20 protein-coding genes and 7 pseudogenes are annotated in these 18,275 nt (G+C 33.6%); 24 read left to right on the forward strand and 3 right to left on the reverse strand.

Annotated features, from left to right (window positions below; genetic code table 11):
* Positions 1–11: 11 nt before the first annotated feature.
* Genes LJD34_RS02715 through LJD34_RS02725 form a run of 3 tightly spaced genes read left to right on the forward strand, consistent with a single transcriptional unit; the run spans position 12 to position 3,057 of the window.
* Positions 12–1,457 carry a SpaH/EbpB family LPXTG-anchored major pilin gene (locus tag LJD34_RS02715; protein WP_107029349.1) on the forward strand — a complete coding sequence of 482 codons (1,446 nt, stop codon included), beginning with the start codon at positions 12–14 and terminating at the stop codon, positions 1,455–1,457.
* 39 nt (positions 1,458–1,496) lie between these two features.
* Positions 1,497–2,327 carry a class C sortase gene (locus LJD34_RS02720; RefSeq protein WP_227359131.1) on the forward strand — a complete coding sequence of 277 codons (831 nt, stop codon included), beginning with the start codon at positions 1,497–1,499 and terminating at the stop codon, positions 2,325–2,327.
* 1 nt (position 2,328) lies between these two features.
* Complete coding sequence (locus LJD34_RS02725; RefSeq protein ID WP_117867658.1) at positions 2,329–3,057, forward strand: hypothetical protein; 729 nt, start codon at positions 2,329–2,331, stop codon at positions 3,055–3,057.
* 86 nt (positions 3,058–3,143) lie between these two features.
* On the opposite strand, the gene LJD34_RS02730 is transcribed toward LJD34_RS02725, so the two are convergent.
* Positions 3,144–3,377 carry a transposase domain-containing protein gene (locus LJD34_RS02730; RefSeq protein ID WP_318273002.1) on the reverse strand — a complete coding sequence of 78 codons (234 nt, stop codon included), beginning with the start codon at positions 3,375–3,377 and terminating at the stop codon, positions 3,144–3,146.
* Here LJD34_RS02730 and LJD34_RS02735 point away from each other — a divergent pair.
* The 8 genes and pseudogenes from LJD34_RS02735 to LJD34_RS02770 all read left to right on the forward strand — a co-directional run.
* Positions 3,355–3,549: pseudogene (locus LJD34_RS02735) on the forward strand (transposase domain-containing protein); the annotation flags it as partial. The gene LJD34_RS02730 and the pseudogene LJD34_RS02735 sit on opposite strands and share 23 nt — an antisense overlap.
* 409 nt (positions 3,550–3,958) lie before the next feature.
* Positions 3,959–4,195 (forward strand): ParB N-terminal domain-containing protein, encoded by a 237-nt coding sequence (locus tag LJD34_RS16705; protein WP_227359152.1) that lies wholly within the window; start codon positions 3,959–3,961, stop codon positions 4,193–4,195.
* A pseudogene (locus LJD34_RS02745) lies at positions 4,162–4,359 on the forward strand (phospholipase D-like domain-containing protein); the annotation flags it as partial. The gene LJD34_RS16705 and the pseudogene LJD34_RS02745, both read left to right, overlap by 34 nt.
* Positions 4,360–4,537: 178 nt before the next feature.
* A pseudogene (locus LJD34_RS02750) lies at positions 4,538–5,971 on the forward strand (phospholipase D-like domain-containing protein).
* Positions 5,950–6,660, forward strand: a complete 711-nt coding sequence (locus tag LJD34_RS02755; protein WP_118748638.1) for a response regulator transcription factor — start codon at positions 5,950–5,952, stop codon at positions 6,658–6,660. The pseudogene LJD34_RS02750 and the gene LJD34_RS02755 overlap by 22 nt, the downstream one beginning before the upstream one ends.
* A complete protein-coding gene (locus tag LJD34_RS02760; protein WP_117867657.1) occupies positions 6,660–7,703 on the forward strand; it encodes a sensor histidine kinase in 1,044 nt (347 codons plus the stop codon). Before LJD34_RS02755 ends, LJD34_RS02760 begins: the two co-directional genes overlap by 1 nt.
* Positions 7,704–7,735: 32 nt before the next feature.
* A pseudogene (locus LJD34_RS02765) lies at positions 7,736–8,799 on the forward strand (FUSC family protein).
* Positions 8,789–9,361, forward strand: a complete 573-nt coding sequence (locus LJD34_RS02770) for a CDP-alcohol phosphatidyltransferase family protein (RefSeq protein WP_117825648.1) — start codon at positions 8,789–8,791, stop codon at positions 9,359–9,361. The pseudogene LJD34_RS02765 and the gene LJD34_RS02770 overlap by 11 nt, the downstream one beginning before the upstream one ends.
* A 177-nt stretch (positions 9,362–9,538) precedes the next feature.
* Here LJD34_RS02770 and LJD34_RS02775 read toward each other — a convergent pair whose 3' ends face one another.
* A complete protein-coding gene (locus LJD34_RS02775; protein ID WP_227359132.1) occupies positions 9,539–10,003 on the reverse strand; it encodes an ImmA/IrrE family metallo-endopeptidase in 465 nt (154 codons plus the stop codon).
* A 192-nt stretch (positions 10,004–10,195) separates the two neighbouring features.
* On the opposite strand from LJD34_RS02775, the gene LJD34_RS02780 reads away from it, so the two are divergent.
* The 8 genes and pseudogenes from LJD34_RS02780 to LJD34_RS02815 all read left to right on the forward strand — a co-directional run bounded on the left by LJD34_RS02780 (position 10,196) and on the right by LJD34_RS02815 (position 13,730).
* Positions 10,196–10,339: a hypothetical protein gene (locus LJD34_RS02780; protein WP_162297484.1), complete on the forward strand. Its 144-nt coding sequence runs from the start codon at positions 10,196–10,198 to the stop codon at positions 10,337–10,339.
* A 46-nt stretch (positions 10,340–10,385) separates the two neighbouring features.
* Positions 10,386–10,805: pseudogene (locus tag LJD34_RS16710) on the forward strand (GNAT family N-acetyltransferase); the annotation flags it as partial.
* Between the two features lie 234 nt (positions 10,806–11,039).
* Positions 11,040–11,735: a class I SAM-dependent methyltransferase gene (locus LJD34_RS02790; protein ID WP_118347225.1), complete on the forward strand. Its 696-nt coding sequence runs from the start codon at positions 11,040–11,042 to the stop codon at positions 11,733–11,735.
* 59 nt (positions 11,736–11,794) lie between these two features.
* Entirely contained in the window at positions 11,795–12,304 is a 510-nt protein-coding gene (locus LJD34_RS02795) for a GNAT family N-acetyltransferase (protein WP_117825645.1), read from the forward strand.
* Positions 12,305–12,341: 37 nt separating this feature from the next.
* A pseudogene (locus LJD34_RS02800) lies at positions 12,342–12,647 on the forward strand (class I SAM-dependent methyltransferase); the annotation flags it as partial.
* 37 nt (positions 12,648–12,684) lie between these two features.
* Complete coding sequence (locus LJD34_RS02805; RefSeq protein WP_008981870.1) at positions 12,685–13,179, forward strand: HD domain-containing protein; 495 nt, start codon at positions 12,685–12,687, stop codon at positions 13,177–13,179.
* 83 nt (positions 13,180–13,262) lie between these two features.
* Positions 13,263–13,484 (forward strand): annotated as a pseudogene (locus tag LJD34_RS02810) (GNAT family N-acetyltransferase); the annotation flags it as partial.
* 48 nt (positions 13,485–13,532) lie between these two features.
* Entirely contained in the window at positions 13,533–13,730 is a 198-nt protein-coding gene (locus tag LJD34_RS02815; protein WP_004613229.1) for a DUF6019 family protein, read from the forward strand.
* 205 nt (positions 13,731–13,935) lie between these two features.
* On the opposite strand, the gene LJD34_RS02820 is transcribed toward LJD34_RS02815, so the two are convergent.
* Entirely contained in the window at positions 13,936–14,604 is a 669-nt protein-coding gene (locus LJD34_RS02820) for an aldo/keto reductase (RefSeq protein WP_227359133.1), read from the reverse strand.
* 172 nt (positions 14,605–14,776) lie between these two features.
* Between LJD34_RS02820 and LJD34_RS02825 the strand changes: the two genes are divergently transcribed.
* The 5 genes from LJD34_RS02825 to LJD34_RS02845 all read left to right on the forward strand — a co-directional run bounded on the left by LJD34_RS02825 (position 14,777) and on the right by LJD34_RS02845 (position 18,220).
* Positions 14,777–15,646: a DUF362 domain-containing protein gene (locus tag LJD34_RS02825; protein ID WP_227359134.1), complete on the forward strand. Its 870-nt coding sequence runs from the start codon at positions 14,777–14,779 to the stop codon at positions 15,644–15,646.
* A gap of 139 nt (positions 15,647–15,785) precedes the next feature.
* Positions 15,786–16,910, forward strand: a complete 1,125-nt coding sequence (locus LJD34_RS02830; protein ID WP_107029358.1) for an aldo/keto reductase — start codon at positions 15,786–15,788, stop codon at positions 16,908–16,910.
* 272 nt (positions 16,911–17,182) lie between these two features.
* Positions 17,183–17,320, forward strand: a complete 138-nt coding sequence (locus LJD34_RS02835; RefSeq protein WP_155522445.1) for a hypothetical protein — start codon at positions 17,183–17,185, stop codon at positions 17,318–17,320.
* Positions 17,321–17,368: 48 nt separating this feature from the next.
* Positions 17,369–17,524 (forward strand): hypothetical protein, encoded by a 156-nt coding sequence (locus LJD34_RS02840; protein WP_155522446.1) that lies wholly within the window; start codon positions 17,369–17,371, stop codon positions 17,522–17,524.
* Positions 17,525–17,812: 288 nt separating this feature from the next.
* Positions 17,813–18,220: a DUF3842 family protein gene (locus LJD34_RS02845; protein ID WP_022001580.1), complete on the forward strand. Its 408-nt coding sequence runs from the start codon at positions 17,813–17,815 to the stop codon at positions 18,218–18,220.
* Positions 18,221–18,275 lie beyond the last annotated feature (55 nt).

Raw genomic sequence — 18,275 nt, forward strand, 5'->3', positions numbered from 1 at the left:
GGAATATGAAAATGAAAAACAAATTAAAAAAAGTAATAGCATATGTACTTTCGTTCATGATGTTATTTACTATGTCAGCAATGAATATCAGTTCAGTATCTGCAGCAAGTACAGGCAGTATAACTGTTCATACTGGTAAACATGATGTAAATGGTGTTAATTTCAATGCTTACAGATTAATGGATGCAACTGTATCAGGAAATAAAGTAAGTTATTCAATTAGTTCTAATTTTACAGGATTTTTCACAGAAGAATTACTTAATGGGACAACTGGTGATGATATAGATATCAAAGCTTATAATTATATTAAAGCGAATGTTTCTACAACAAACTTTCAAAATAAGTTAAAAACATATATTGCAACAAATCAAATAAGTGCTGATGGTGCAGCAACAGGAACAACAGATACAAAAGAATATACAATTGCTGGATTGGCATATGGTTATTATGCAGTTATTCCTTCTGGTGAAGGATATACTCCTTCTTTTACAACAGTAAAATCAAGTAATGCAGTTGATGTTTATTTAAAAGGTAAAACACCTGATCCAGAAAAAACAATCAATAATAAAAAATATGATTCTGCACAAGTTGGCGATACTGTAGATTTCAAGGTTGAATCAATGGTTCCAAACATGACAGGATATAATCAATATTATTATATTTTTAAAGATACTATGACTGAAGGTCTAACAGTATCAAAAGACACATTAAATTTAGTAGTTAAAATTGGTGGTACTGTAGTAGACACTAGTGAATATACTTTAACAGTTGATAAAACAAATAGAATATTTACAGTTGAATTCAAAAATTTCTATACTAATCATGCTAAAGACGCAAATGAATCATTAACATTTACATATTCAGCAGTTGTTAATGAAAAAGCAATCAATGATACAAATACATCTACCAACAAAGCAGAAGTTAGTTATGGTAATGACCCAGATCATTTAACAACAGGAGCCCCAAGTGAAGTTAAAGTGTTAACTCATACATTAAAAATCAATAAAGTTGATGAACAAAATAAACCATTATCTGGCGCTGAATTTGCTTTATATAGAAATAATGTTGATAGTGGTAAATTAAAATTTGTTGATGAAGGAAATGGAACTTATAGAATTGCTACAATAGATGATGAAACTACTACTGATACATTAGTTTCTCCTGAAGAAGGAGTTATTACTGTAAAAGGATTATCAGAAGGAGATTACGTTATTGAAGAAACAAAAGCACCTGATGGTTATGCAAAATTAAAAAATACAATTAATAAAACAATTAGTGTAGATGGAAATGCTCCACAAACAGTAAATGTTGAAGAAAAAGTTACAAATAAAACAGAATCATGGTTACCAGAAACTGGTGGTATGGGTACAGTTATCTTTACAGTAGTAGGGGTTGTTGGTGTGTTAGCTATTCTTTCAACTTACTTTAAAAAAGGTAAAAAAAGAGAAGAAGCTTAATTGAAATATTAATTAAGATCTCTCATAGATATTAAATGTATGAAAGATATATTAAACAAAATTAAATTATTTGATGTTATTAGAGCTGTTTTATTAGTTTTTTTCCTAGGAATATTGCTTTATCCAACAGTAAGTGATTACCTGGGAAGAATTCACAGCTCACAAGCAGTTTCTTCTTATAATAATGAAGTAAAAGGAATAGATGAAGCTACAAAAAAACAAATGTTGGAAGAAGCACAGGAATATAATCAGTCATTGGTCAATACCACGAAATTATATGATCCATTTTCTACAACAGGTAAACCGAGTAAAGAGTATATGAATCTGCTCAATGTTTCTAAAGATGGCATGATGGCATATCTTCAAATACCTAAGATAGATGTGAAATTGCCTATATATCATTCAACAAATAATGGTGTTTTACAAAAAGGTGTGGGGCATATGGAAGGTTCTTCTTTGCCTATAGGTGGAACTAGTACTCATGCAGTTTTATCTGGACATAGAGGATTGCCAAATTCAAAGCTGTATACAGATCTTGATAAAATAAAGGTAGGAGATATTTTCTATATTTCTGTTCTAGGTGATACGTTAGCTTATGAAGTAGATCAAATTAAAACAGTATTGCCTTCTCAAACGGATGATATAGAAATTGTAGATGGAGAAGATTATGTTACTCTTGTTACATGCACACCTTATTCCGTTAATACTCATAGATTGCTTGTAAGAGGAAAAAGAACGGATTACAAAGAAGCAATAAAGAAAACACCGAATAAGGTCAATAATGGTATACAAATTCCTTATGAGGTAAAATTAGCATTTTTAAGTTTTATTATTATAGGAATTATTATATTTATTTGGAGGAGGCGATAACATGATAAATGCAAAAAGATTATTTATTATTGTATTTACATGCTTATTGTCTCTTTCAATTAATAATGTTTATGCTCAAAATCATGGTTCTTTAACGATTCACTGTCATTATTTAGATGTACACAACCATATTTTTAATATTAGTCAAGATCATATTGCGTTGATAAAAATAGCTGATTATGATGGAAATAATTATCATGTGTTAGAAAAATATTCTAAACTTGTTACAATTAATAAAGATATGTCAGCTTCTGAGCAAAATGGAGTTACTACTAAATTGATGGATTATATTAAAAAAAATAATATTGATTATGATGAAGAATTAATAACCAATCAAAGAGGAGAAGCTACTTTTAGAGATTTAGACTATGGAATATATATAATCTATGAACATAATGAAAGTGAGTTTGCATATAAGATGGAACCTTTTATTATTTCAATCCCACTTCTTGAAAAAGAAGATGACGGATCATATGAAAAGGATTATGATGTAGATGTTGAACCGAAGTATTCAAGAATGAGACCTGGAATTGATGAAGAACCAGATGATAAAATTCCTAGTAATGATGAGAATTTTAAGAAAGAAAAAAATTTCAGTCAAACATCTAATTACAAGGATAATCAAAAATTAAAAACAGGAGATTATTATAATCCCGAATATTGGTTATTACTTATGATTATGTCTATTATAATATTTATCATGTTTAATAGGGAAAATATTAGACATTAAAATTTTTAAGATTATGTAGAGGAAAAGTAAGCGCCAAATAAAATAGTGTATTTAAAGAAGTCGATTGAATTGATATAATAATCAATTTAGTCGGCTTTTATTTCAAATTCTTCTTTTATTTCTTCACTCCATGGTAAGAACCAATCCAATTTCTTTGGATCTTCAACCAGATCTTGTTGAGGTAAATAATCCAGAATGAATTCAATATAATCATATGGATTAAGTTTATTGGATTTAGCTGTTTCAATCAAGCTGAAGACTGCAGCACTTGCTTCAGCTCCTTTAGTAGAAGTTGAAAACAGCCAGTCCAAAGGAGCCACTGCTAGTGCTATTGTGTATACAATGGTTGAGATGGCAAAAGCGAATGATCTGAATATCTATAAATATCTGACATATCTCTTATCACAACGGCCAAACGATAAAATGTCAGATGAACAGCTGAAACAACTTGCTCCATGGAGCGAGACTGCAAAAGCGAACTGTCAAAACTAAAATAAAGTAAAACGCTTGCATCTATCATTTTGGTGCAAGCGTAATTCATGAGTAACGTAGCAATATTTTGCACTTACAACATTTGGGTTCCGCTCCGTTGTCACCCCTTATTCGGGGATGTAAATCAGAGAAAAGGCGGGAAAAGAAACAATCTCTCCCAAACCTGCAAACATAAATTAGCTGAAACAGTATTCAATTCTATTAGCTACAGCTAATGGTCAAACAGCAATGTCTGTTTGGAACTTTACTATTTATAAAAGTTCCAGGCAGGCATTTTTTAGTATCCTGAATCCTGGAGGAAAGGAGTCAAGATGACTGAGCCAAACAGACAATCAGGAGAAAACGAAGAAAGAATCATAGAAATTGAGATTGAGCGTCTTCGGCCGTTCAAAGAGCTCCCCCGTTTCAGATAAAAGATGATAAGGAAATGTTTCTTCTGCAGGAAAGCATTGAGAAGTATGGTATTTTAAATTCGCTGATTGTCAGACCGGTACTGGATGGATACTATGAGATCATATCCGGCCACAGAAGAAAATGTGCTGCGGAGAAACTGGGATACCGAAAAGTACCGGTGATTATCCGGGTATTAAGTGAAGATGATTCCATTTTAAGCATGCGTTATGTCTGGCTGCTAAGCGAGGGGTAGACGTAAGAATTATCACACCTGGTATCCCTGATAAAAAATTCATTTATAATATAACTCGTTCTTTTTATCATGGATTAGTTAAACATGGTGTTCGTGTTTATGAGTGGACTCCTGGTTTCAGTCATGCGAAAATGAGTGTGACAGACCAATATCAAATCGGATGAAGTGCATATTTGCGACTGGGACAATTATTTATGAGATTATTTGCTGGATTGCTATATCTAACAATCTGTTGTACAAAGAAGATTTTGCATGGATGAAAAAACAAACCTTGTTGAGGTTAAATTGAGATTGACTTTGTATTGTATAAGTATGAAATAAAAAGGAATCAGGTAATGTACAATGAAAAAGCATAAAATATGTAAAAACCTTCTTGTTATACTGGCAATTTTTTTATGTGTGGCTTTTTATGAATTGCTCGGAATCTGCGTTGCATATAAAAAGCAGCCGGAAGTGTCCAATACAACCAAAAAAGAAACAAAAAATGGGTCATGGAACGAATGCAGTGAAAATACAGAACGGGCAGTAATCATAGAAAAGAATCCAGAAGCGCTTTTACAAAGAGTGCGTTTGATCAAGAATGCAAAAAAGGAAATTATTCTTTCTACTTTTGCATTTCAATCCGATGAAAGTGGAAAATTGATTTTAGGAGCACTACATGATGCGGCAGACAGAGGTGTACATATTCGTCTGTTAGTAGATGGAATGGAGAGCTGGATTGATATGGAAGGAAATCCGTATTTCTATGGATTATCTTCCCATGAGAATGTTGAAATTAAACTGTATAATAAGGCCAATCCGTTGAAATCGTGGAAAATGATGGGTAGAATGCATGATAAATATTTGATTGCAGATGGAAAGAGATATATTCTTGGGGGAAGAAATACATACAATTATTTCTTGGGTGATTTTCCGGGACATAAGAACTATGACAGAGACGTGTTAGTGGTTTGCGATGAACCTGAGAAAGAAAATTCAGTTAACCAGTTGTCAGAGCATTTTGAAATCATATGGAATCAGGAAGACAGTGGTTATTTTCATAACAATAAAAAACTGGCAAATAGAAAATCTGTAAAGAACGCAGTTTTAGAGCTGCAGAACAGCTATCAGAAATATTTTGAAGAGAATAAGGAAAGAATCTGCGAGACCGATTATACGGACGAAACTTTTGAGACAGAAAAGATTACATTAGTGTCAAATCCTATTCACACAGGTTCCAAAGAACCAGTAGTGTGGTATCAGTTGGGAGAATTGATGAAAAATGCACAAAATCGTGTGAAGATCCACACGCCATATATTATCTGTAATGATATGATGTATAATACATGGGAGGAGATTGCAGAGAACGTTTCAGATTTTTCTATCATGACAAATTCAGTTGCGAATAATGGGAATCCATTTGGGTCTGCCGATTATGCGAAAAACAAAAATAGAATCTTAAGTACAGGAATTAATATCTGAGAATATGAAGGCGGTTATTCATACCACGGAAAAAGTATTCTGATTGACGATGATCTGTCTGTAATCGGTTCCCTTAATATGGACATGAGAAGTGCATATCTGGATACGGAACTGATGCTTGTAATACGCAGTAAAGATATTAATAAACAGTTGGAAGAGGGCATGATGGAATATGAAAAAGTATCCCGCCAGATATTAGAAGGCGGAACTTATAATGATCCATATCATGTAGAGCCGATCGAATTAACAAAGAAACGTCAGAGAAAAATATTTTTGGTACAGCATCTGCTTGGATGGGCAAGGTGTCTGTTTTAATAAGGAGGAAGGAAAACGTGTTTCAAATATTGATTGTAGAAGATGATAAAGAATTAAGCCAGCTATTCCAAAAAGTGCTTGAGAAGAATGGATATCAAGTCAAAAGTGCATCGGATGGAGTACAGGCATTAGAAGTATTGGATAAGGAATATATTGATCTGATCATTTCTGATATTATGATGCCGGTTATGGATGGCTATGAACTAGTGTCAGAACTTCGTTCAACAGGATATCAGATACCAGTGCTTATGATCACTGCGAAAGGTTCCTTTGATGATATGCGTCAGGGATTTTTTTCGGGAAGTGATGATTATATGGTAAAACCGGTAAATGTGAATGAAATGGTTTTAAGAGTCGGAGCACTGCTTCGCCGTGCACAGATATTGAGTGAACACAAAATTGTGATCGGTTCAACAGAGTTTGATTATGATGCAATGACGGTTACAACTGATAAGGAAAGTCTTGTTTTACCTAAAAAACAATTCCTGCTTTTATATAAGCTTGCAGCTTCGCCAGGCAGAACATTTACAAAACAACAGTTGATGGATGAAGTATGGGGATACGAGACGGAGGCAGACCCACATACAATAGAGGTGCATATAGGAAGACTCAGAGAGCGTTTTAAAGATAACCCGGATTTTGAAATCGTAACAATGCGTGGAATTGGATACAAGGTGGTGAAAAAATAATGGAACAAAAGAAAAAAAAAGGATTGCGGATCCGATCCTGTCTGACTGGTGCAATCTGGCTGGCACTTGTATTTTCAACAGTCATATCTGCTTTATTATTTGTTTTTTTGAATCATTTTCTTAATCTGCCGGGCAGCATACCTGTGCTTGGCTGGCTTTTGATTTTCAATACATTGATTGCAGGGCTGATCACTTCCTTTATCAACGCAAAGTTACTGGAACCAATTGCCAGACTTAGTAAAGCAATGAAGGAAGTTTCTCAGGGAGATTTTGAACAGCATTTGGAAACGAACAGCCGTATAGCAGAAGTTGGAGAATCTTATCAAAGTTTTAACGTTATGACAAAAGAACTTCGTGCAACAGAGGTGCTGCAGATGGATTTTGTATCTAATGTTTCTCATGAGTTTAAGACCCCGATTAATGCCATTGAAGGATATACAATGCTGCTTCAGGGAGAAGAACTGTCTCCGGATCAAGAGGAATATGTAGAAAAAATCTTATTTAACACCCAAAGACTTTCCGGATTGGTTGGTAATATTTTGCTGTTATCCAAGTTAGAGAATCAGAATATACCAATGAAAAAAACAGAATATCGTCTGGATGAACAGATCCGCCAGGCATTTCTTTCATTGGAAACAAAATGGACAGAAAAAGAAATTGGTTTTCAGGTAGAATTGGAGGAAGTTAAATATACTGGGAATGAAGGACTTTTTATGCATATCTGGATAAATCTTTTGGATAATGCGATTAAGTTCAGCCCTTCAAAGGGGACAATTACGATGTTTCTGAAACAAGAACAGGATTCTGTTAAGTTCATTCTGGAAGATGAAGGACCAGGAATAGAGGATGATGTAAAATCCAGAATATTTGACAAGTTCTATCAGGTAGATGGATCTCATAAAGCAGAAGGAAATGGCCTAGGTCTTGCACTTGTAAAACGGATTGTAGATAGTGCCGGAGGAACAATCAAAGCAGAAAACCGTGAATATGGTGGATGCAGATTTGTTATAGAGCTGCCAAAGCAGAAAGATGAGATTATATAGTTTTAAGATAAATTAGAAGATGGGAGATTTATATGACATTTTATCAGGAGTTGCAGTTAAATCAGGCAGGTTCTAAAAACCTGTTGAAAAAGAGTGAAACACTAAAAGAAAAATTATATCATATGTGGGTATATCTGGTGAAGATAGCTGTTACAATGGCATTTTGTTTTTTCTTTGTTAGTATTTTCAGCATCCTATTTGGAAATGAGAACAGCATTGTAGGTGTAGTAGTCTTATTATGTCTCATGGTGTTTAGAAATGCGGATCTGGGGATCCACACCGGACAATCTACGATGCTTTTGGCTTTGTTCTTTGTAATTATGACTGTATGTCCGCATTTAGCAAATCAGTTTTCACCGGTATTGGGAATGCTGTTAAATATTGCGGCACTGGCTGTGTTGATTCTGTTCGGATGCCATAATCCATTCATGTTTAATCAATCTACATTGGTTCTTGGGTATCTGCTGCTATATGGTTATGATGTTACGGGAAAAAGCTATCAGATGCGATTAACCGGAATGGCTTTAGGTGCAGCACTTACCTGCTTTGTATTTTATCGAAATCATAAAAACAGAACTTATAAAAGAAATCTGAAAGATCTGATACAAGAATTTGATATCACTTCTTCCAGAACAAAATGGCAGATATGTCAGATTTTATGCGTACCGATTGTCCTTTGCATTGCAGAACTTTGTAATATGCCACGTGCAATGTGGGCTGGTATTGCGGCCATGTCCGTAATTTTGCCGTTTATGGAAGATATGCACTACAGAGTCCGTAAAAGGATTGTCGGAAATATTGCAGGTGTTATATGTTTTACAGTATTATATTTTCTGCTTCCTTCGTCAATCTATGCATATATAGGAATCCTTGGCGGAATTGGTGTAGGACTTTCTGCAAAATATGGCTGGCAGGCAGTATTTAACACATTTGGTGCTTTGGCCATTGCTACAGAGAGTTATGGACTACAAGGAGCGGTTAGTCTTAGAGTGATTCAAAATGTTTTTGGTGTTGTGTTTGCTTTAGCATTTTGTGTTATATTTTATTGGTTTATGTCTAAAAAAAGGAAAGTGAGGTGACCGTACATGCAGAGTGAAGTGAATCAGGAAGAAAATTTGAATAGAATTATTACGGTTCCTAATCTTCTTTCTTTTTTTCGGCTTTGTCTGATTCCGGTAATTATATGGAGTTATTGTGTAAAGAAAAATCCTCTGTTAGCTGGTGAAATCTTATTGCTGTCTGGTCTTACGGATCTTGCTGATGGATATATCGCAAGAAGATTCCATAGGATTAGTAATTTAGGAAAAATACTTGATCCGGTGGCTGATAAGCTGACACAGGCAGCGGTGTTAATCTGTCTGTTTACTCGTTTTCCGCATGTGCTTCTTTTAATCGTAATAATGGCAGGTAAGGAGCTGTATATGGTAGTCAGTGGATGTCTTGTGATACGAAAGACAGGAAAAGTACATGGTGCAGACTGGCATGGAAAGATAGTAACCTTTTTATTATATGGAACTGCAGCGGTGCACATTATATGGTTCCACATTACACCGATGGTATCAGATCTGTTGATTGGTTTGTGCGCTATAATGATGGTCATATCGGTCGCTCTGTATATTATCCAGAATACCAGGACTCTTAAGGGAGAGACTGTATAAGCAATTTTATATTGCAATGACTAGAAAAATATTTAGGAGAAGATAGATATAAACAGTAAGTCAAACACACAAACTATGGAGTATTTAGTCGGTTTAATAAAATTTTAGATAGAAAATAAATCATTATAAAAAGATCCTGTTCATACTATGATATATAGAATAGGATCTTTATTTACTTTATTTCGCCAGGAAATTGCTCTGAATCTCCATCGGCATATGATAAGCCTGGCCTCGTTTTGTCAGGCTGTATAATTTAAAGCTCATTAGTTCCGGAGTCGCATTCAATGAACTGCAGAGTCCGAAATAATCCAGGTCCTCGTTCTGAACCATATCTTCGATTTCCTCATCTTCAATCAGCAGATCGGCAGCAAACAGATTGGCCTGGTATTCTGTATTATCCGTCATATTGTAGAGTGTATCATCTTGCATCGGAGCTATTTTCAGCTGGGAACGATGCAGGATGATGCGCCCTAATTCATGGGCGGCAACGATCATCTTCTCTTCTTCTGAAGGGAAACTGCTGATCATGACATAGACCGTCTTACAGCTCATAAAACAGTATCCTTTCAGTGTCTTATCTGTAAGACGTAATCCTATAAAATGTCTGTGATTTAGTTCTTTATCTTTGTTTTCTGTTCTCATATTCCTCCTTTCGCTGTGACTATTCCTCCCACCGGGAGTCCACGTATTTTAGTATCGGCTGTCCCTTCCGATATTAGAAATAGTGCTGTGAACACCTTTAGGTGGAACCAACAGACAAGTGAAACGTCTGTTATGAAGAGAGTATGGGGAGATCCCCATCAAGATAAAACCCATAGGTTGACGGGAGGCTAAATGGCAATACCGTTAAACATGGGTGGATCTTGCTCTGTATGTGTACCCCTCTATATAACGAAACGCTCAGAGGCTGTTTTACAGTGGGGGAAAAGAAAAAATATCAAAAAAATGATGATTAATGGTGAGCTTGTGATAGAATAGAAAAAAGAGAAAAGCATAAAGGATGTAGTTGTGGAGAATTTTTGTTATGATTAGAAAGTTGCCGAACGGAGATATCGATAGAGTCGCTGACATATGGTTAAAGACAAATCTGAAAGCACATTATTTTATTTCCAATCAATACTGGAAAAGTAATTATGAATTAGTGAAAGAAATGATGTTACAATCCGAAGTCTATGTGTTTGAAGTGGATAAAATGATACAAGGAGTTGTAGGACTAAATGATGAATATATCGAAGGTATTTTTATCTCTGATGAAATGCAGTCATGTGGCATAGGGAAGCTTTTATTGGATTATATTAAGGATAAAAAAGAAAGATTACAATTAAATGTATACCAGAAGAATGCCAGAGCAATTTCTTTTTACCAAAGAGAAGGGTTCATTATTGAAGGTGAAGGTTTGGATGAAGCCACTGGTGAAAAAGAATACACCATGCTATGGAAACAAAATAGAAATCGGAATTTTTATAAAGAGCTGATCCAAAAAGCAGGCGCTGAAACGGAACTTGTCTATATGAAAGCCAGTAAGGAGCTTTTGAAAAAAAGACTATATAAAAGAAATCAGGTCTTAAATGCCAATTCGCCGTTTGTGATAACAGATGAAATATTGGAACATCATTATCACGCATTTCAGGAGCCATGGGGCGAAGGAGAAAAAGTAATTTTGCAGAAAGGGGATATTATGCAGTATTCAAAGGAAGAAAGTAAAGCAATCTGGAATCAAAACGCTGAATTTTGGGATTGTGCAATGGGGGATGAATCAAATGATTTTCACAGAGAAGTTGTCCGCCCCAAAGTAACAGAGCTTCTAAATCCTGATTCAACAGACTATATTTTAGATATTGCCTGTGGAAATGGAAATTATTCTGCATATCTTGCAGAAAAAGCTGTCTCTGTTTTGGCTTTTGATTATAGTGAGAAAATGGTGGAACTGGCAAAAAAGCGCCAAAAACGGTATGCTGATCACATTGAGTTTTGTGTAGCAGACGCCACGAATGAAACAAGTCTGATGGCATTAAAAAGAAATAAGCCGTTTACAAAAGCAGTCTCCAATATGGCGATCATGGATATTACCAATATTAAGCCGCTTTTTACCTCTGTTTATAAATTGCTTGAGGATAACGGAGTATTTGTATTTGCGACACAGCACCCCTGTTTTGTAACGCTTACAGAAAAATATATGACGCTGCACAGCTATTACGATATTGCGATTGAAGGACAGCCGCAAAAACAATGTTATTATCATCGTTCTTTACAGGATATTTTTAATCTGTGTTTTGATACCGGATTTGTCATAGACGGATTTTACGAAGAATGCTATTTTAATAAAGAAATCCCGGATATTATCATTGTCAGAGCCATAAAAATTGAGAGGTAGATAGTAGATTTGCCATTTCCTGTAATTGTAAAAAGCTTAAAACTATGTAGGTATCTATTTTGATTATAAGACAAGAAAGACCAGAAGATTATGATACGGTATATCATGTTGTAAAAGAAGCATTTGAAAATGCTGAATATACAGATGGAAATGAACAGAACTTAGTTGCTGCGTTAAGAAAAAGCAAATCGTTTATTCCGGAACTTTCTCTTGTTGCTGTCGAGGACGAAAAAATTGTAGGACATATTCTTTTTACAAAAGCAGTTGTTCAAGGGGTTGAGGTTCTTGCGCTTGCCCCTCTTTCTGTATTACCCGATTATCAGAACAGGGGAATCGGATTATCTTTGATGAAAGAAGGACACAGTATAGCACATAAATTGGGATATGAATATTCAGTTGTTTTGGGACATTCCAAATACTATCCAAAGGCAGGATATATTCCGGCAAGTGTGTGTGGAATAAAAGCGCCATTTGAAGTTGACGATGAAAGTTTTATGGCACTTAATCTTAACGGAAGTCAAAACAAATTAAATGGAGTTATTGAGTACGACAAGGCTTTTGGGATATGATGTAAAAAATTAGAAGTTGGGAAGGTAAAACATAGATCCTGTTTTTACTGCCTATGGAACACAAGACTGGCATTATAACGAAAAAGGAGAAATACTGCATTTTCCGGTGGATAATTATTATTATGAGGGCAAACGGACAGCTGTGTTTTTGGGAGAAAAGGTTACAAAATATCATAGAACACTGACCACATATCTAAATACACTGCTTTCAAATGGTTTTATAATAAATCATATTGTGGAGCCGCAGCCGCCGGAATACATGATGGATATTCCGGGGATGCAGGATGAAATGCGCCGTCCCATGATGCTGATTGTATCGGCGAACAAAAAAGTGGATAGATAGAACTAAAACACCTATAAGGTATAAATGGAGGTAATTTATGTTTAAAGAAAAAATTATTATAGAGATGAAAGAAGTATTCAAAGAAATTCCTTTTGGCATAGAGCATACTCTCAAAGTTTTGAAAAATGCAGAAGATATAATGAAAGGAGAAAATATCGGAGAGGAAGAAAAAGAATTCATCAGTATTATTGCTATACTACATGATATTGGTGCGGTTGAAGCACAAAAAAAATACGGTTCTATTGATGGTGTCTATCAAGAAAAGGAAGGACCAGAAGTAGCGAAAGAAATATTAAAAAAGGTAGGCTATAACAAAAATATTGATAGAATATGCTTTATAATAGGCAACCATCATACTCCATCTAAAATTGATGGACTTGATTTTCAAATACAATGGGAAGCTGATTTGCTTGAAAATTTAACGGTTATGGATAAAGAAAAAGAACAGGAAAAGATAAAAAAGTGTATAGATGAAAACTTTAAAACAAACACAGGAAAAAGGATAGCTTATAATCGCTTTATTTTAGATTAGTAGTAGATTATTACAGTTATGTATTTTATATCGCAAAGAAAAAATAGTAGTTAAGTTTAACCCTAGGGTTAAATGATGAATATGTTGAGGGCATTTTTGTTTCTGGTGAAATGCAATCGCAGGGTCTAGGTAAAATTCTGCTGAATTATGCAAAGGATAAAAGGAATAAGTTGTACTTGAACGTATACCAAAAGAACGCACGTGCAATATCTTTTTATAAGAGAGAAGAATTTGAGATTCAGCATAGTGGCTTAGATGAGGCTACCGGAGAAAAAGATTATGTAATGACATGGCAACACAAATAGAAATTCCAGTTTTTGAAACTGAGGAATTTGAATTTGGAGGATTGAATTATGTGGAATGAATTAGGCATAAGCGGAGGAACCGCAATTGTTATTTTGATAGCACTATATTTTGTCATTAAGTGGGCTGTGAAGAATGGTGTGAAAGAAGCATATAAGGATATTACCGGAAAGAAACCTGTTGAAGATGAAAAAAATGAAAAAGAGCTAGAAGGACTGGTAAATGATTCACAAGACGCAAAAATTTAATATGAAATCTGAACGTAGAGCGTATAGAGAAATCTGTTACTTGTTTAACAGCTTCTTGTTCTTTTAAAGATAATGGTTGAAAATCTTTCATAAAACTTAAGTTATCTTTCATTTGATTCATATCACTCATTCCCGATAAAACCATCATCATACCATCAAATCCAACCGCAAAGCGTAAAGCATAACTTGCATAAGACATTGTTCCTCATTTATCATAAACAACTTTTTCTTCTTTTGGAAGATTTACAAGGTTACCACCTTTAACAGGTTCCATTACAATAACAGGTTTATTGTGTTTACGACATACTTCATAACATGCCTTTCTTTGGATGGCAGGATCTTCATAATCAACATAATTAAATTGAATTTGAACTACTTCAATATCAGGATTTTCAGTTAGAATCATGTCTAAAACATCAGCGTTATCATGAAAGGAAATTTCAAAGTGTTTAATTTTTCCTTCTTCTTTTAATTTACTTGCTTCATCATAAGCGTGTAATTTTTTATATTTTGCATAGATTTCATCGCTTTGAGCATACATTAAATAAAAATCAAAATAATCAACACCACAAGCTTCTAATTGACTTTCAAATAAAGGAAAAATTTCTTCTTGTTTATTGAAATGATGTGTTGAAAGTTTGTTTGTAAGAATATACTGATTTCTAGGATAACGTGAAGTTAAACATTCTTTTAAGGCAATTTCACTTTTTCCTCCTAAATAACCATGGGCTGTATCAAAATAATTAAATCCTTGTTGGATAAAGTAATCAACCATTTTTGAAGTTAATTCATAATCGACTTCTTCACTATTCATTGGAAGTCGCATGCAGCCAAAACCAAAATTTTTCTTTACTTCGTTAAAATATGTATTCATTTTTCCTTTCTCCTTTAACGACTATTAAAAAGAAAGATAACTGAAGAAACAATCTTTTCTTAATAGATGTAATAAGTAAAACTTATTAAAGGAATATTTAAAAATATGAAAATAATTCTTGCTCCTAAAGTGGACTTTAGGTTTATAGTGAAATAGAGATAGGAGGATTTTTATGAAATCAAAAGTATATTTTACAAAAACAATAACACCGGAAAAAGTTTTAGAAATGTATGAAGTTTTAGGTAAAGAATTAAAAGGTAATATTGCAGTAAAACTTCATTCAGGGGAAGAAGGAAATCAAAACTTTTTAAAACCTGATTTTTGGAGACCAATTATTGATAAGTTAAATGGAACAGTTGTTGAATGTAATACGGCTTATGAAGGGTCTAGAAATACAACAGAAAAACATTTAAAGACTATTGAAAAACATGGATGGTCTAAATATTTTAATGTTGATTTAATGGATGCTGAAGGTCCTGATATGGTTTTAGATATTCCTGAAGGAAAAGTGATTCAAAAAAACTATGTGGGAAAAGATATGGTTAAATATGATGGAATGATTGTTTTATCTCATTTTAAAGGACATCCTATGGGTGGTTATGGTGGTGCTTTAAAACAACTTTCAATTGGTTGTGCATCATCTTATGGAAAAGCGTATATCCATGGAGCTGGTGAACCTGAAAAAATTTGGACAGCAGAGCATGATTTATTTTTAGAATCGATGGCCGATGCGGCTAAATCAGTTCATAAATATTTTAAAGATAATATTTTTTATATCAATGTGATGAAAAATATGTCTGTTGACTGTGATTGTTGTGCAGTGGCAGAAGATCCATGTATGGATGATATTGGTATTTTAATTTCTACTGATCCAATAGCAATCGATCAAGCATGTATTGATCTTGTTTATGCTTCAAATGATAAAGGAAGAGATCATTTGATTGAAAGAATTGAATCACGTAATGGTGTTCATACCATTGAAGCAGCAGCAAAACTTGGTTATGGTTCAAGAGAATATGAACTTATTGAAATTGATGATTAATCTGTTCCATGCTTAAAAGACATAGTGCGCTATTTAAAAGAGGTATTTGCCTCAACTATGCAAGAATGATAAAATAATAAAAGGTAAGAATACTTACTTGAAGGCTAATTTAAGGAAAATAAATAGGAGGAAAAAGGAAATGAGTCAAAAGAAATTAGGTTTTGGTTTAATGCGTTTACCATCGTTAGATCCAAATGATGCTTCAAAAATTGATATTGAACAAACCAAAAAGATGGTTGATACATTTATTGAAAGAGGTTTTACATATTTTGATACAGCATGGATGTATTGTGGATTTAATAGCGAAAATGCGACTAAAGAAGCATTAGTTTCACGTTATCCAAGAGATGCTTATACACTTGCTACAAAATTACATTCAGGGTTTATTAAAACAAAAGAAGATCGTGATCGTATTTTTAATGAACAATGTGCAAAAACAGGTGTTGATTATTTTGATTACTATTTATTACATGATATCAATACCCATAGTATTGAAGTTTATAATGAATTAGATTGCTTTAACTGGATACAAGATAAAAAAGCAAAAGGTTTAGTTAAAACTATTGGTTTTTCTTATCATGATGGTCCTGAATTGCTTGATCAAGTTTTAACAGAACACCCAGAATTTGAATTTGTACAACTACAAATCAACTATCTTGATTGGGACAGTGTTGGCGTTCAATCAAGAAAATGTTATGAAGTAGCTACAAAACATCATAAACCTGTTATCGTTATGGAACCTGTAAAAGGTGGAACACTTGCGAAAGTACCAGAAGAAGTTGAAAAGATGTTTAAAGAATATCATCCGGATATGTCAATTCCTTCTTGGGCTATTCGTTTTGCAGCAAGTCAAGAAAACGTTATGATGGTTTTAAGTGGTATGTCTAATATGGAACAATTAGAAGATAACTTAGGTTATATGGAAAATTTTAAACCATTAAATGAAGAAGAATATGCTTTAATTAAAAAAGCGGTTACTGCCATTAATTCAACAATTACTGTCCCATGTACAGGATGTGCTTATTGTGTTGATGGTTGTCCTATGAATATTGCCATTCCAAAATACTTCTCATTATATAATGCAGATTTACAAGAAGTAGAAGAAAAAGGATGGACACCACAAGGAGAATACTACAACAACTTAACAAAAACATTTGGTAAAGCCAGTGACTGTGTTGAATGTGGTCAATGCGAAGGCGTATGTCCACAACATTTATCAATTATTCAATATTTAAAAGATGTTGCAGGTCATTTTGAAAAATAACGGAATATAGAAAATTGCTACATAGAAATGAAGAAATAAATATTATTAGTTTAGGGGTAGGTTCTTTAGAATAAGTAAGTCAAGAAGTAATCAAATTTACTTACAAATTCATTTTAGTGTTGAATATTCATCAGAAGAGTACGGTTGGACAACGAATTTAAAACCTATTATGGTGCTTTAGATTATATATTAGATTAAAAAAAGCAATTATTTATCATATTGATTTATCATCACATTCGCTAAAACTTGTTCATCAAGTTTTAGATATTGACATGTTTAGTATTGATTCAACTTATGATTTGAAGTTTGAAGACTTCGCCATTGATGAACGTATGGATTTATATCGTTGTCTTAAAAAAGAAGGCGTAGGTATTACTGTAATGAAAGCCTTTTGTGGAGGAAAACTTTGAGAAGAAGATGAGTCACCATTTCATTAAGCCTTGACAGAAACTCAATATATGCAGTATGCTTTAGATAAACTGTCTATTTTAACAGTTTTGCCAGGAATTAGAAATGATGATTTAACACGTATTCTTCATTATTTAGAAGTATCTGATGTAGAAAAAGATTATTCAATTTTAAAAATATTTCCAATATTAGAAAATTGTAATTAATTTGTTTATTATAAACATTGTCATCCTTGTTCAAAAGGGTTAGACACTACCTTGATTAATAATATTATGATCTTGCTCGTTTAAAAGATGAACTTGCTACAGATCATTATCATCATTTAGCTTTAAAAGCAAGTGATTGTATTGTTTGTCACCATTGTGATAAACGATGTCCATTTCATGTTCAACAGAGTAAACATATGCAAGAAATTACTGATTATTCTCATAAATAAGATATAGAGATACGAAATCGAAAATAAACAAGAAGTTTATTATATATCAGGAGGGAAAATGGAAATTGTTGTTATTGATGGACAAGGTGGCGGAATTGGAAAAAATATTATACAAGTTTTAAAAGAAAAGCATCCAGAATATACCATCATTGGTGTTGGAACCAATAGTATGGCAACAACACAGCTAAAAAAGGGTGGTGCTGATATTATTGCAACGGGGGAAAATGCTGTTGTTTATAATGTTAAACATGCCTCTATTGTTGTTGGTCCGATTGGAGTTGCTTTTGCAAATTCAATGTATGGTGAAATTACACCAGCTATGGCAAAAGCTATTGGAGAAAGTGAAGCGCGTAAATATTTTATTCCTGTTTCTAAATGCAGTGCTCAAGTCGTAGGTGTTGCATCAAAATCAATATCTGAATATATTGATGACCTTGTTGTTATGATTGAAAAATTAGAAAAATAGAGGATATCGTATACATGAAGTATCGATTATAGTTGAAACTATAAACTACTTATGT

Origin of the sequence: Faecalibacillus sp. MSK20_93 (genome assembly GCF_020589945.1) — a bacterium.
Lineage (GTDB): Bacteria > Bacillota_I > Bacilli_A > Erysipelotrichales > Coprobacillaceae > Faecalibacillus > Faecalibacillus intestinalis.

Coding starts and splice junctions, on each gene's coding strand:
- LJD34_RS02715 (WP_107029349.1), top strand. CDS start 12: ATGAAAAACAAATTAAAAAAAGTAATAGCATATGTACTTTCGTTCATG.
- LJD34_RS02720 (WP_227359131.1), top strand. CDS start 1,497: ATGAAAGATATATTAAACAAAATTAAATTATTTGATGTTATTAGAGCT.
- LJD34_RS02725 (WP_117867658.1), top strand. CDS start 2,329: ATGATAAATGCAAAAAGATTATTTATTATTGTATTTACATGCTTATTG.
- LJD34_RS02755 (WP_118748638.1), top strand. CDS start 5,950: ATGGGCAAGGTGTCTGTTTTAATAAGGAGGAAGGAAAACGTGTTTCAA.
- LJD34_RS02760 (WP_117867657.1), top strand. CDS start 6,660: ATGGAACAAAAGAAAAAAAAAGGATTGCGGATCCGATCCTGTCTGACT.
- LJD34_RS02770 (WP_117825648.1), top strand. CDS start 8,789: ATGCAGAGTGAAGTGAATCAGGAAGAAAATTTGAATAGAATTATTACG.
- LJD34_RS02775 (WP_227359132.1), bottom strand. CDS start 10,003: ATGAGAACAGAAAACAAAGATAAAGAACTAAATCACAGACATTTTATA.
- LJD34_RS02780 (WP_162297484.1), top strand. CDS start 10,196: ATGGCAATACCGTTAAACATGGGTGGATCTTGCTCTGTATGTGTACCC.
- LJD34_RS02790 (WP_118347225.1), top strand. CDS start 11,040: ATGCAGTATTCAAAGGAAGAAAGTAAAGCAATCTGGAATCAAAACGCT.
- LJD34_RS02805 (WP_008981870.1), top strand. CDS start 12,685: ATGTTTAAAGAAAAAATTATTATAGAGATGAAAGAAGTATTCAAAGAA.
- LJD34_RS02815 (WP_004613229.1), top strand. CDS start 13,533: ATGTGGAATGAATTAGGCATAAGCGGAGGAACCGCAATTGTTATTTTG.
- LJD34_RS02820 (WP_227359133.1), bottom strand. CDS start 14,604: ATGAATACATATTTTAACGAAGTAAAGAAAAATTTTGGTTTTGGCTGC.
- LJD34_RS02825 (WP_227359134.1), top strand. CDS start 14,777: ATGAAATCAAAAGTATATTTTACAAAAACAATAACACCGGAAAAAGTT.
- LJD34_RS02830 (WP_107029358.1), top strand. CDS start 15,786: ATGAGTCAAAAGAAATTAGGTTTTGGTTTAATGCGTTTACCATCGTTA.
- LJD34_RS02835 (WP_155522445.1), top strand. CDS start 17,183: ATGTTTAGTATTGATTCAACTTATGATTTGAAGTTTGAAGACTTCGCC.
- LJD34_RS02840 (WP_155522446.1), top strand. CDS start 17,369: ATGCAGTATGCTTTAGATAAACTGTCTATTTTAACAGTTTTGCCAGGA.
- LJD34_RS02845 (WP_022001580.1), top strand. CDS start 17,813: ATGGAAATTGTTGTTATTGATGGACAAGGTGGCGGAATTGGAAAAAAT.